The following is an 11,607-nucleotide window of genomic DNA, read 5'->3' as shown; positions in this document are numbered from 1 at the left end:
CTCCGGCTGCCCCAGGGGCTGCGCTCCCCCCGGCCCCGCCCCGCTGATGCTGGTCGGGCGCGCGGGCCGCCTCGATTTCCTTACGGACGGGCGCGCCGCGGACCCTCCGGCGTTGCGGGGCCTCAGTCTGATTGAAACACCAGCGGTGCTAGAGACCGCCGCATGACAAGATACGACTACATCCGCGAGGGCGCCGCGATTTACGAGCGGTCCTTCGCCATCATCCGGGCCGAGGCCGATCTCTCGCGTTTCACGCCCGAAGAGTCGCGCATCGCGGTTCGCATGATCCATGGTTGCGGCATGGTGGAGGTGGCTGAGGCCATCCGTTTCGGCGGCGGTTTCGCGAAGGCCGCCCGCGCGGCGCTGCTGGCCGGCGCGCCGATCCTCTGCGATTCCAAGATGGTCGCGAATGGCATCACCCGCGCGCGCCTGCCGGCCATGAACGAGATCCTCTGCACCCTGGATGCGTGCGAGGTGCCAGCAATCGCCGCCCGGATCGGCAATACCCGCTCGGCGGCGGCGCTGGAGCTTTGGGGCGAGCGGCTGGGTGGCGCCTTGGTCGCCATCGGCAATGCGCCGACGGCCTTGTTTCACCTGCTCGAATTGATCGATGCCGGGGCGCCTCCACCGGCGGCGGTGATCGGCCTGCCGGTAGGGTTCGTGGGCGCCGCCGAATCCAAGGCGGCGCTCGCGGCCTATGCCAAGCTTCCCTACGTCATCGTCGAGGGTCGGCGGGGTGGCAGCGCCATGGCGGTCTCGGCCGTCAATGCGGTGGCGAGCGAGCGAGAGTGAGCGGCACGCTCTTCACCCTCGGCATGGGACCCGGCGACCCGGAGCTGGTCACGCGCAAGGCGGCGCGCATCCTGGGGGCGGCGCCGGTCGTCGCCTATTTCGCCAAGGCCGGCCGCATCGGCCATGCGCGGGGCATCGCCGAGGGGATGATCGCGCCCCGGGCCGAGGAATTGCGTTTCGACTATCCGATGACGACCGAGATCTCGCCGCATGACGGGCGCTATGTCGATGCCATGGCCGCCTGCTACGCCGCCGCTGCCGAGACTTTGGCCGAGCGGCTGGCGACAGGGCTAGATGTCGCGCTGCTCTGCGAGGGCGATCCGTTCTTCTATGGCTCCTCGATGTATCTCTTCGACCGGCTGCGCGACCGTTTCGCGACCGAAATCGTGCCGGGGGTGTTGGGCATGAGCGGCTGCTGGGCCGAAGCGCGGCTGCCGATGACCCATGGCGACGATGTGCTGGCGGTGTTGCCCGGCACCATGACGGCCGAGGCGCTGGCCGGGCATCTCGCGGGGGCCGACGCGGCGGTGATCATGAAGCTTGGGCGCAACCTGCCCAAGGTGCGCGCGGCGCTGGAAACGGCGGGGCGGGCGAATCGCGCGGTCTATGTCGAGCGCGGCACCATGACCGGCTCGCGGATCCAGTTGCTGACGGAGAAATTGGACGACACGGCGCCGTATTTCTCGCTCATCCTGGTTCCCGGCCGCCAGAGGCCGCGGTGAGCTGCGCATCCGGCGCCCTTTATGTCATCGGCCTCGGGCCGGGCGATGACGCGCTGCTGACCGGCGAAGCGCGGGCCGCGCTGGACGCCTGCACCGACCTTTTCGGCTATTCCGCCTATGTGGACCGTGTGCCGCCGCGCGCCGGCCAGGTCCGCCATGGCTCGGACAATCGGGAGGAGCTTGCCCGCGCCCGTGCCGCCTTGGCGCTTGCCGCATCGGGCGGCCGGGTTGGCATCGTTTCGGGCGGCGACCCTGGCGTCTTCGCGATGGCGAGCGCGGTCTTCGAGGCGATCGAGGCGGGCGAACCGGTTTGGCGGAATCTGGAGGTGACGGTGGTGCCCGGCGTCTCCGCCATGTTCGCGGCGGCGGCGCGGCTGGGGGCGCCGCTGGGTCATGACTTCGCTGTCGTCTCGCTCTCGGACAATCTCAAGCCTTGGCCGCTGATATTGCGGCGGCTGGAGGCGGCGGCGAAAGCCGGCTTCGTGCTCGCGCTCTACAACCCGGTCTCCCGCGCGCGGCCGTGGCAGCTCGGCGCCTCGCTGGATTGCCTGCGCGCGGTGCTGCCGCCCGAGACGCCGGTGGTCTTCGCCACCGCCGTCAGCAGGCCGGACGAACGGCTGGAGATCGTCGCGCTGGCGCAAGCTGATTCGGCGGGCGCTGATATGCGCACCCTGGTGCTGGTGGGTTCGGCGGAGACGCGCCGTCTCGCGCGGGGCAAGGGGATGCGCGACTGGGTTTATACCCCGCGCGGGTCGGCCGCCGCGTGATGCGCCAGCAGCCAAGCCAGCGCGGCCGGGGCATCGGCGACGGTCTCGCCCGACGGCATGGGCGGGCGGTCCACGATGATGACGGGCAATCCGAGGGCTCGCGCCGCGCGCAGTTTGGCGTCATCTCCGCCGGAGTTCTTGGTGACTACGAGCTCGATCGCATGCCCGGCCATCAGCGCCCGCTCGGCCGCCTCGGAAAATGGCCCGCGTGCTGCGATGGCGGTGGCTCTGGGCGGCACCAGGGCCGGGTCAGGCGGATCGACGGAACGCAGCAGGTAAGAGTGTTGTGGCGCCGCTCGGAATGGCAGCAGGTCCTGCCGCCCGATCGTCAGGAAGACGCGGCGCGGATCGGCACCAAGTGTCTCGGCCGCCTCTGCCACAGTGTCGACGCGGCGCCAGTCGTCGCCCGGGATCGCCGTCCAGCCGGGGCGCCGCAACACCAACCGCGGAATGCCGGTAGCGCCAGCCGCCGCTTCGGCATTGGCAGAGATGCGGACAGCGAAGGGATGCGTCGCATCGACCAGCGCCGCCAAGCGCTCCGCCCGCAGATAGGCGGCGAGACCGGCCGCTCCCCCGAACCCGCCGAGGCGATGGGGGATCGGTGGCGGGACGGGTGCCAGGGTGCGGCCCGCGAAGGACAGGATGGGCGCGAAGCGCGCATCGCCCGCGAGCAGGCGGGCGAGGGCGGATGCTTCGGTCGTCCCGCCGAGAATGAGGGTTCGTAGTGGTGGCGGTTCTACCATGGCTGACCCTTGTCGGCATCGGCGAGGATGGTGTCGAGGGGCTCTCCGCCACCGCGCGCGCGGCGATCGGCGCGGCGGCGCTGGTGATGGGCGGGGGGCGGCACCTCGCATTGGCGAAAGCATTGATCCGGGGCGAGGCGCGTGCCTGGCCTAATCCGCTGGCCGAGGGCATTCCCGCGATCCTGGCGCGGCGCGGGCAGCCGGTGGTGGCGCTCGCCTCGGGCGATCCCTTTTGCTTTGGCGTGGGGAGTTTGCTGGCGGCGGAGGTGCCGATGGCGGAGATCCTGTGCCTGCCCGCGCCATCCGCCTTCACGCTTGCCAGTGCCCGGCTGGGCTGGGCGATGCAGAACACCGCGACCATTTCCTTATGCGGGCGCCCGGTGGCGGCGCTGCGTCCGCTGCTGCAACCCGGCGCCCGTATCCTCGCGCTGTCGGCGGATGGCACGACGCCGGGAATCGTGGCGGCGCATCTGCGCGCCTGGGGGTTCGGGGCGACACAGCTTACGGTGCTCGAAGCGATGGGCGGCCCGCTCGAGGGTCGGCGCGGCTTCGGAGCGGAGGAGACGGCGCCCGACGGGCTCGCTCCGCTCAATGTCATCGCATTGGAAGTCGCCGGCGGGCCAAGCCTGCCGCTGTCGCCTGGCCTCGAGGAGGATTGGTTCGAGACCGATGGACAGATCACCAAGCGCGAGGTGCGGGCGATAACACTCGCGGCGCTGGCCCCGCGACGTGGCGAGCGGTTGTGGGATATCGGCGCGGGCTCCGGTTCCATCGGCATTGAATGGATGCTGCGCCACCCCGCGATGCGCGCCATCGCCGTCGAGGCGCGGGCGGATCGCGCGGCGCGGATCAAGCGCAATGCCGGGACGTTGGGTGTGCCGGGACTGGTGGTGCGCGAGGGCACCGCGCCGGCTGCGCTGGAGAGGCTGCCGCCGCCGGATGCCGTCTTCATCGGCGGCGGCGCGGGCGATGCGGCTTTGCGCGTGGCGTGCTGGGATGTGCTGCCATCGGGCGGGCGGCTCGTGATCAACGCGGTCACGCTGGAAACCGAGCAGGCGGTCGCCGCCTGTCATGCGGCTTGGGGAGGGTGCCTTACCCGCATCGGCATCGAGCGTCTGGAGCCGATCGGCAGTCTGCAAGGCTTCGCCCCGGCGCGCGTCGTGACCCAGTATCGCGTGGTGAAGCCGTGATCGTCGTCGGCATCGGTTGCCGTCGGGAGGTAAGCGCCGCCGCCATCGTCGCGCTGGCGCAAGACGCTGCGGAACGGATCGCGGCAAGGTTAGATGTGCTGGCCGCTCCCGAGTTCCGCGGCAGGGAAGCCGGTATTGCCGAGGCCGCCACGACCTTGGGCCTGCCCATCCGCTGGATCGACCATGCGGCACTCAAGGGCGAGCAAGGCCGCTGCCTCACCCGCTCAGTCCGCGCGGAAGCCGAGGTCGGTCTCGCCTCGGTCGCCGAGGCCGCGGCGCTGGCGGCGGCGGGGCCGGATAGCCGGCTGATCCTGCCGCGCATCGCGCGTGATGGCGTGACGCTTGCGCTGGCCGAGGGGCCAGGCGCCGCATGACGGTCCATTTCATCGGCGCCGGTCCTGGCGCCGCCGATCTGCTGACGCTGCGGGGCGCGGCGCTGATCGCCGCATGCCCGGTGTGCCTCTATGCCGGTTCGATCATCCCGGCCGAGATGCTGGCGCATTGCCCGCCGGGCGCGCGCATCGTCGATACGGCATCGCTCGACCTCGATGCGATCGAGGCCGAATGCGTCGCTGCCGATGCCGCCGGGCAGGATGTGGCGCGGCTGCAATCCGGCGATCTTTCCCTGTACAGCGCGGTGGCAGAGCAGACCCGCAGGCTCGACCGGCGCGGCATCGCCTGGACCATGACGCCCGGCGTTCCCGCTTTCGCCGCCGCCGCCGCCGTGCTGGGGCGAGAGCTGACGGTGCCGGGGCTCGCGCAGAGCGTGGTGCTGACGCGGGTCGGCGGGCGTGCCTCCGCCATGCCGCCCGGCGAGGATCTGGCGGCCTTCGCGGCGACGGGCGCGACACTCGCGATCCATTTGGCGATCCACGCGCTCGACGCCGTGGTGGCGGCGTTGCTGCCGCATTACGGGGTCGATTGTCCCGCCGCCATCGTGGCCCGTGCCACCTGGCCGGAGGAGCGGGTCATCCGGGGAAAGCTTGGCCGGCTGGTGATGCTGCACGCGGCGGACCCGATCCCGCGCACGGCGCTCATCCTGGTCGGCGTGGCGCTGGATGCGGAAGGGTTTCGCGAAAGCGCCCTCTACGACGCCGGCTATGTCCGCCGCTTTAGGGGGTCGCCGTGAGAGGCGACCAGGTTGCCCTGGCGGTCGAACATCAGCACCTCAAGCACGATCGGCGCACCCGCCAGAACCTCCGCCGCCACGGCATGGGCGCGGGCGGCGATGCCTTGGGCCAGCGGGATCTCGGGCGCGACCTCGAAGGCGAGCGCGGTCGTATTCGCCGCCGCCACCGCCGCCGCCACCTCGGCGGTGGCGCCGAGTTCGGTCGCGAACGCGGCCAGCGCCAGGGAGTCCACGCCGCCGCGTTTGGAATGCAGGTCGAGCCGTCCCTGCGCGAGCTTGGTCATCTTGGCGAGGCCGCCGGCGAGGGTCAGCCGCTCCACCGGATGCCGCCGCAGGTATTTCAGCGTGCCGCCCACGAAGTCGCCCATGTCGATGAGGGCGAGGTCCGGCAACGCGTGATGCGCCTGGACCGCAAGCTCCGAGGTTCGGCCGGTGGCCGCCGCGACATGGGTGAGGCCGGTGGCGCGTGCCACGTCGATGCCGCGCTGAATGCTGTCGATCCAGGCGGCGCAGGAATACGGGATGACGATGCCCGTGGTGCCGAGGATCGAGAGCCCGCCGCGAATCCCCAGCCGCCCGTTCAGCGTGCGCTCGGCCAGAATCTCGCCGCCCGGGATGGCGATCTCCACCACCCAGTCGGCTCCGAACTCGGCCAGGGTGGTGCGGATCATTTGCCGGGGCACCGGGTTGATCGCGGGTTCGCCCGGCGGAACCGGCAGGCCCGGCAGGGTTACGGTGCCGACGCCCTCGCCCGCGTGGAAGAGGATTCCGGTGCCGGGTGCGCCGGGGGACAGCGTGACGCGGATCAGGGCGCCATGGGTCACGTCCGGATCGTCGCCGGCATCCTTGACGATGCCGACTATGGCGGTGCCCGCCGTCAGCCGCGCCTCAGCCAAGGCGAAGGCGGCGGTGCCGCCGCGTGGCAGGCTTATGGTAACGGGATCGGGGAACTGGCCGGTCAGCAGCCCTTCGGCGGCCGCGCGTGTGGCGGCGGTGGCGCAGGCGCCGGTGGTCCAGCCGCGACGGAGAGGGGGCGCATCCACAGCCCCGTAGTTAGAGACGCCGGCGACGGCGGGAAAGGACGATGACGGTCTCGGATGCCCTGCGCCGGCTGATGGGCGAGGTTCCCGAGTTTCGGCCCGGCCATGTCTGGCTCGCCGGCGCCGGTCCCGGCGATGTCGGCCACCTCACGCTGCACGCGATCGCCGGGCTCGCCCAGGCCGATGTCGTGCTGCATGACGCGCTGGTGAGCGACCGCGTGTTGGCTCTGGCGCGGCCAGATGCCGCCCGGATTCATGCCGGAAAGCGCTGCGGCCGTCCTTCCTCCGAGCAAACGAGCATCATCGAGGCTCTTGTGGCACTGGCGCAGGCCGATAAGCGCGTGCTGCGCCTGAAGGGCGGCGATCCCTTCGTGTTCGGGCGCGGCGGCGAGGAGGTTCTTGCGCTGGCCGAGGCCGGGATTCCGTTTCGGGTCATTCCGGGCATGACGGCGGGCGTCGCGGGGCTCGCCGCCGCGCTGATCCCGGCCACGATGCGCGGCATCAACCAGGCGGTGATCCTCGCCACCGGTCACGGCGCCGAGTCGCAGCACGCAAGCCTCAACTGGGAGGCGATGGCGGCGCTGGGCCAGCCCATCATCCTGTATATGGGCGCGCGCCGCATCGGCACCATCGCCCGTCGCCTCATGGCGGGCGGCATGGCGGCCGAGATGCCCGCCGCCATCATCCGCAATGCCACGGCGCCGACGCAGGAGGTCACCGTCACCGATCTCGGCCATGTCGCGGCGGCGGTGGGACCGGGTGACGAGGAAGCGCCGACCCTCATCGTGATCGGCGGCATCGTCTCTATGCGCGGGCGGATCGCCGATCTCGTCGCGGGCATCGCCGGGGAGCTGCCTTGGCCGCCGGGCTGATCCTGGCGGCGCCACGCTCGGGTTCCGGCAAGACGACGGTGACGCTGGCGCTGGCGACGGCATTCCGGCGCCATGGGCTCGCGGTCGCGGTGGCGAAATCCGGGCCGGATTACATCGACCCCGCCTTCCATGCGGCGGCGACCGGCCGCCCGGCGCTCAACCTCGATAGCTGGGCCATGCCGCCCGAGTTGCTGGACGCGCTGTTGGGCGAGGCGGCGGCGGGCGCCGATCTCGTCCTCATCGAGGCTTCGATGGGACTCTTCGATGGCGCGGGTCCCAAGGGCGCCGCCGGTCGCGCGGCGGATCTGGCGGCACGTTGGGGATTGCCGGTGGTGCTGGTGCTGGACGTCTCCGGCCAGTCCCAGACGGCGGCGGCGAATGCGCGGGGGTTTATGGGTTTTGAGGCGGGTGTCGATATCGCGGGCGTCATCCTCAACCGCCTCGGCAGCCCGAAGCATGAGGCGGGCATCCGGCCCGCGATGGCCGAGATTGGTCTGCCGGTTCTGGGCGCGCTGTTGCGCGACCCCTCGCTGGCTTTGCCGGAGCGCCATCTCGGGCTGGTGCAGGCGGGCGAATTCGCGGATCTCGACACCCGGCTCGCCCATCTTGGGGAGCTGGCGGAACGGCGGCTCGATCTCGACGCTATCCAGGCGCTGGCGGTGCCCATTGCGGCGGAGGTGGCGACCTTGCCCGCGCTCCCGTTCGGCCAGCGCATAGCGGTGGCGCGGGATGCAGCCTTCACTTTCCTCTATCCGCATCTGCTTGAAGGCTGGCGCAGGATGGGCGCCGAGATCCTGTTCTTCTCGCCGCTGGCCGACGAGCCTCCGCCTGCTTTCGCCGATTCCTGCTGGCTGCCCGGCGGCTATCCCGAATTGCACGCCCCGGCACTCGCCGCCGCCACGCGGTTCAAGACAGGGCTTGCGGCTTTCGCGGCCACCCGCCCCGTTCATGGAGAGTGCGGAGGCATGATGGTGCTCGGCCGCAGCCTTACCGATGCGAACGGCGAGGCGCATGCGATGGCGGGGCTGCTCGACCACGCCACCAGCTTCGCGCGGCGCAAGCTGCATCTCGGCTATCGCCGCGCGGTGTTGGAGGCGGTGGGGCCGCTGGGTGCCGCAGGGGCGGCGCTGCGGGGTCATGAGTTTCATTATGCAACGGTCTCGGAGCCCGGCACGGACGCGCCCTTCGCCAGGCTGAGCGACGCCGCCGGAACCGATCTCGGTCAGGCGGGCGGCAGGCGAGGCCGCGTTTCCGGCAGTTTCTTCCATCTCATCGCGCGCGAGGATGCTACGCCATGACCACCATTCTTCCCGACCGCCTCGCGGATCTCCTCAAGGGATTGCCGCAGGGCGACGAAGCCTCGGCCCGTGCGGTCGCCGCCCGGCAGGCGCGGCTGACGAAACCCGCCGGGAGCCTGGGCATGCTGGAGGAAGGCGTGGCCTGGCTCGCCCGCTGGCAGGGCCGCGCGGTGCCGCGCCTCGATCAGATGGAGGTCGTGATCTTCGCGGGCAATCACGGCGTCGTCGCCCAGGGCGTGTCGCCGTTTCCGGCGGCGGTCACGGCGCAAATGGTGGCGAATTTCGAGGCGGGCGGGGCCGCGATCAACCAGATTTCGGGCCAGGCGGGGGCGGCGCTGGCGGTTCATCCGCTGTCGCTTGACAAGCCGACCGCCGATTTCACCCTCGCCCCAGCGATGACCGAGGCCGAATTTCGCGACGCCCTCGCGGCGGGCTTCGCGGCGGTGACGCCGGGGCTCGATCTGCTGTGCCTGGGCGAAATGGGCATCGGCAATACGACGGTGGCGGCAGCTCTGTCGGCGGCGCTTTTCGGCGGCGGTGGCGCCGATTGGGCTGGACGCGGCACGGGCCTCGACCCGGCAGGCGTGAGCCGCAAAGCGATGGTGGTGGATAGGGCGCTGGCGCTGCATGCAGCCGCGCTGGGTGATCCCTGGGAGGTCGCGCGCCGTCTCGGCGGGCGCGAGACGGCGGCGATACTGGGTGCCGTGATCGCCGCCCGCCGCCGTGGCGTGCCGGTGCTGCTGGACGGTTTCGTCTGCTCCGCCGCGGCCGCGCCTTTGGCAAGGCTGCTGCCGGGGGGCTTGGATCACACCCTGATCGGCCATGTCTCGGCCGAGGCCGGCCACCGGCGGTTGCTGCGCGAACTGGGCCGACCGCATCTCCTCGATCTCGACATGCGGCTTGGCGAGGGGTCCGGAGCAGCGCTGGCCGTGACGATCCTCCGTGCGGCGCTCGCCTGCCATACGGGGATGGCGACTTTCGATCAGGCAGGGGTGACTGACCGGGACTGAGCGATGGCGGATATCCGGAGCCAGATCGACAGCCGCGTAGCGGAGCTGGTCGCCGCCTTCGGGCTGCTGACGCGACTGCCATTGCCGCGCGGTGTCGAAGGGGCGCCGTCCGGCCGCGCCGTTTGGGCCTGGCCGGTGGTGGGTGCTGTCGTTGGGACGATCGGCGCCGCGATGTTCCTGGTCGCCGCGCGGCTGGGGCTCGCACCTTGGCTCGCGGCGCTATTGGCGCTCGCCGCGACCACGCTCGTGACCGGCGGATTGCATGAGGACGGGCTGGCCGATTTCGCAGACGCCATGGGCGGCGCCACGCCTGAGCGGCGACTCGCCATCATGAAGGACAGCCGCATCGGCAGCTTCGGCGCGCTCGCGCTGATTTTCTCCGTTGCATTGCGAGGGGGCACTCTAGCCACCATCGCCATGGCGAATACGCCGGGCCTTGTGGCGGGTGCGCTGATTCTCTCCGGGGTGATCGGGCGAGCCGGGATGCTGGTGCCTTTCCTGCTCCTTCGCCCGGTGCGGCCGGGTGGTCTTGGCGCCAGTCTGGAGCGGCCGGAGCCGATTCGTATCGGCATCGCCGCCGCGATCGCCGTCGCTTTCGCGCTGCTGCTGCGGCCAGTCGCCATGGTCGAGCCGATGCTTGTCGCGGCGATCATCGCGGCGGGGCTCGTCACCTCGATTGCCTGGCGGCGCCTGGGCGGTCATACCGGGGACGTGCTGGGAGCTGTGGAACAGGTCGCGGAATGCACCACACTACTTGCACTTTCGGCAAGTTTCGGCGGTTTAACCCTTTGAATCGCTGAGAACGTTCCAATCCTCAGACATAACCGCGTTCCGCACTTGCCGCGATCTGTCGCGGCGATATACCGTCCGCCTCGGCAAGACGTGCTTCCGTGAAACGGCGAATGACTTCCGGCTAAGCCATGGCAACGACCGTGGTGCGAAAAGGCCGGTCCTGAACCGGCGCAACAAGAGTCGGGAGGACGGACGTGGGCCAACAGCCTCGTTGCAAGCATCGCGACGCCGCAGTCGCACCTGCCTCGGCAGGGCCACGCCAATGAGCGGCGCCACGGAAGATCAGGGCCGCCGGTCCTTCGTCAGCCGCGCGCTGCGTTCCCGCGAAACCGGCATTATCCTCGCGCTGATCATCATGGTCATCGGCTTGTCGGTGTTCGCGCCGGATTTCGCGACACCCGACAACTTCCTCAATGACTCACGCAACTTCTCCTTCGTCGGCATCGTCGTGCTGGGGCAGGCGATGGTCATGATCACCGGCGGCATCGATCTGTCGGTGGGCAGCGTCTGGGGTCTGTCCGCTGTCTCCTCCGCCGCCCTGATGAATGCCGGTATGGGCACCATTCCCGCCTGTGTTCTCGCGCTGCTGATCGCCGCCGCTTTTGGCCTCTTCAACGGGCTTTGTGTCACCAAGCTGCGCATGCCGCCCTTCGTGCCGACGCTCGCCACCATGAGCATCGCGCGCGCCCTTGCACTGGTGATTACCCGCGGCCATTCGATCGACGGCTTCCGGCCCGATGACAGCCCATTCTTTAACCTGGGCGGCGGCGCTATCTTTGGCCTGCCGAACCCCTTCATCATCTTCGTGGTGCTCTCGGTCATCGCGAGCCTTGTGCTCAGCCGCAGCGTCTATGGCCGCCAGCTTTATGCGGTCGGCGGCAATGAGCGGGCGGCGCGGCTGACTGGCTTGGAAGTCGATCGCCTCAAGATCAGCGTCTATGTGATTTCGGCGGTGCTCGCCGGTGTCGCCGGCATCATCGAGGTGAGCTACCTGTCCTCCGCCATCTCCAATCAGGGGCTCGGCAAAGAGCTCAGCGTGATCGCCGCCGCGGTGATCGGCGGCACCAACCTGACCGGCGGCGAGGGCACAATCCTCGGCGTCTTTATCGGTGCCGTGATCCTGGAAGTGCTGCGCAACGGGCTCGTGCTGCTTGGCACCGATGCTTATTGGCAGGGCGTCTTTGTCGGTTCCGTCATCGTGCTCGCGGTGTTCATCGACCAGGTCCGCAAGGGATTCTGGCGAACGCGGTAA

Annotated in this window: 13 protein-coding genes; 11 read left to right on the top strand and 2 right to left on the bottom strand. The window is 70.2% G+C overall.

Annotated elements, in window-relative coordinates; genetic code table 11:
* Positions 1-162 precede the first annotated feature (162 nt).
* Genes GSQ83_RS16180 through cobJ form a run of 3 tightly spaced genes read left to right on the top strand, consistent with a single transcriptional unit; the run spans position 163 to position 2,281 of the window.
* Positions 163-792, top strand: a complete 630-nt coding sequence (locus GSQ83_RS16180) for a precorrin-8X methylmutase (RefSeq protein ID WP_158803913.1) — start codon at positions 163-165, stop codon at positions 790-792.
* A complete protein-coding gene (locus GSQ83_RS16175; protein ID WP_174246671.1) occupies positions 789-1,514 on the top strand; it encodes a precorrin-2 C(20)-methyltransferase in 726 nt (241 codons plus the stop codon). Before GSQ83_RS16180 ends, GSQ83_RS16175 begins: the two co-directional genes overlap by 4 nt.
* Complete coding sequence (gene cobJ, locus GSQ83_RS16170) at positions 1,511-2,281, top strand: precorrin-3B C(17)-methyltransferase (protein ID WP_158803912.1); 771 nt, start codon at positions 1,511-1,513, stop codon at positions 2,279-2,281. The genes GSQ83_RS16175 and cobJ overlap by 4 nt, the downstream gene beginning before the upstream one ends.
* Here cobJ and GSQ83_RS16165 read toward each other — a convergent pair.
* On the bottom strand, positions 2,251-3,024 hold the full coding sequence (locus GSQ83_RS16165) for a cobalt-precorrin-6A reductase (RefSeq protein WP_216850235.1): 774 nt from the start codon (positions 3,022-3,024) through the stop codon (positions 2,251-2,253). The genes cobJ and GSQ83_RS16165 overlap by 31 nt on opposite strands.
* Here GSQ83_RS16165 and cbiE point away from each other — a divergent pair.
* Genes cbiE through cobM form a run of 3 tightly spaced genes read left to right on the top strand, consistent with a single transcriptional unit; the run spans position 3,009 to position 5,343 of the window.
* Positions 3,009-4,214 (top strand): precorrin-6y C5,15-methyltransferase (decarboxylating) subunit CbiE, encoded by a 1,206-nt coding sequence (cbiE, locus tag GSQ83_RS16160; RefSeq protein ID WP_254065729.1) that lies wholly within the window; start codon positions 3,009-3,011, stop codon positions 4,212-4,214. The two genes, GSQ83_RS16165 and cbiE, sit on opposite strands and share 16 nt — an antisense overlap.
* Positions 4,211-4,588, top strand: a complete 378-nt coding sequence (locus GSQ83_RS16155) for a cobalamin biosynthesis protein (protein ID WP_158803909.1) — start codon at positions 4,211-4,213, stop codon at positions 4,586-4,588. The genes cbiE and GSQ83_RS16155 overlap by 4 nt, the downstream gene beginning before the upstream one ends.
* Positions 4,585-5,343 carry a precorrin-4 C(11)-methyltransferase gene (gene cobM / locus GSQ83_RS16150; protein WP_158803908.1) on the top strand — a complete coding sequence of 253 codons (759 nt, stop codon included), beginning with the start codon at positions 4,585-4,587 and terminating at the stop codon, positions 5,341-5,343. Before GSQ83_RS16155 ends, cobM begins: the two co-directional genes overlap by 4 nt.
* Here the strand turns inward: cobM and GSQ83_RS16145 are convergent.
* Entirely contained in the window at positions 5,313-6,386 is a 1,074-nt protein-coding gene (locus GSQ83_RS16145; protein WP_158803907.1) for a cobalt-precorrin-5B (C(1))-methyltransferase, read from the bottom strand. The genes cobM and GSQ83_RS16145 overlap by 31 nt on opposite strands.
* A 41-nt stretch (positions 6,387-6,427) precedes the next feature.
* Here GSQ83_RS16145 and cobA point away from each other — a divergent pair, with 41 nt between their 5' ends.
* The 5 genes from cobA (at position 6,428) to GSQ83_RS16120 (ending at position 11,607) form a co-directional block, all read left to right on the top strand.
* On the top strand, positions 6,428-7,255 hold the full coding sequence (gene cobA, locus GSQ83_RS16140; RefSeq protein ID WP_158803906.1) for a uroporphyrinogen-III C-methyltransferase: 828 nt from the start codon (positions 6,428-6,430) through the stop codon (positions 7,253-7,255).
* Positions 7,240-8,553, top strand: a complete 1,314-nt coding sequence (locus GSQ83_RS16135; protein ID WP_158803905.1) for a cobyrinate a,c-diamide synthase — start codon at positions 7,240-7,242, stop codon at positions 8,551-8,553. Before cobA ends, GSQ83_RS16135 begins: the two co-directional genes overlap by 16 nt.
* Positions 8,550-9,563: a nicotinate-nucleotide--dimethylbenzimidazole phosphoribosyltransferase gene (gene cobT / locus GSQ83_RS16130; protein ID WP_158803904.1), complete on the top strand. Its 1,014-nt coding sequence runs from the start codon at positions 8,550-8,552 to the stop codon at positions 9,561-9,563. Before GSQ83_RS16135 ends, cobT begins: the two co-directional genes overlap by 4 nt.
* 3 nt (positions 9,564-9,566) lie before the next feature.
* Entirely contained in the window at positions 9,567-10,355 is a 789-nt protein-coding gene (gene cobS, locus GSQ83_RS16125) for an adenosylcobinamide-GDP ribazoletransferase (protein ID WP_158803903.1), read from the top strand.
* Between the two features lie 262 nt (positions 10,356-10,617).
* A complete protein-coding gene (locus GSQ83_RS16120; protein ID WP_158803902.1) occupies positions 10,618-11,607 on the top strand; it encodes an ABC transporter permease in 990 nt (329 codons plus the stop codon).

Source organism: Acidisoma sp. L85 (assembly GCF_009765865.1).
In the GTDB taxonomy this organism is placed as follows: Bacteria; Pseudomonadota; Alphaproteobacteria; order Acetobacterales; family Acetobacteraceae; genus Acidisoma.
Note: the sequence above shows the minus strand (reverse complement) of the source record. Positions and strands in the feature narration are given on the sequence as shown.

Bases quoted from the DNA above. Each gene is read 5' to 3' on its own strand.
- GSQ83_RS16180 (WP_158803913.1), top strand. From the start codon at position 163: ATGACAAGATACGACTACATCCGCGAGGGCGCCGCGATTTACGAGCGG.
- GSQ83_RS16165 (WP_216850235.1), bottom strand. From the start codon at position 3,024: ATGGTAGAACCGCCACCACTACGAACCCTCATTCTCGGCGGGACGACC.
- cobM (WP_158803908.1), top strand. From the start codon at position 4,585: ATGACGGTCCATTTCATCGGCGCCGGTCCTGGCGCCGCCGATCTGCTG.
- cobA (WP_158803906.1), top strand. From the start codon at position 6,428: ATGACGGTCTCGGATGCCCTGCGCCGGCTGATGGGCGAGGTTCCCGAG.
- cobT (WP_158803904.1), top strand. From the start codon at position 8,550: ATGACCACCATTCTTCCCGACCGCCTCGCGGATCTCCTCAAGGGATTG.
- cobS (WP_158803903.1), top strand. From the start codon at position 9,567: ATGGCGGATATCCGGAGCCAGATCGACAGCCGCGTAGCGGAGCTGGTC.
- GSQ83_RS16120 (WP_158803902.1), top strand. From the start codon at position 10,618: ATGAGCGGCGCCACGGAAGATCAGGGCCGCCGGTCCTTCGTCAGCCGC.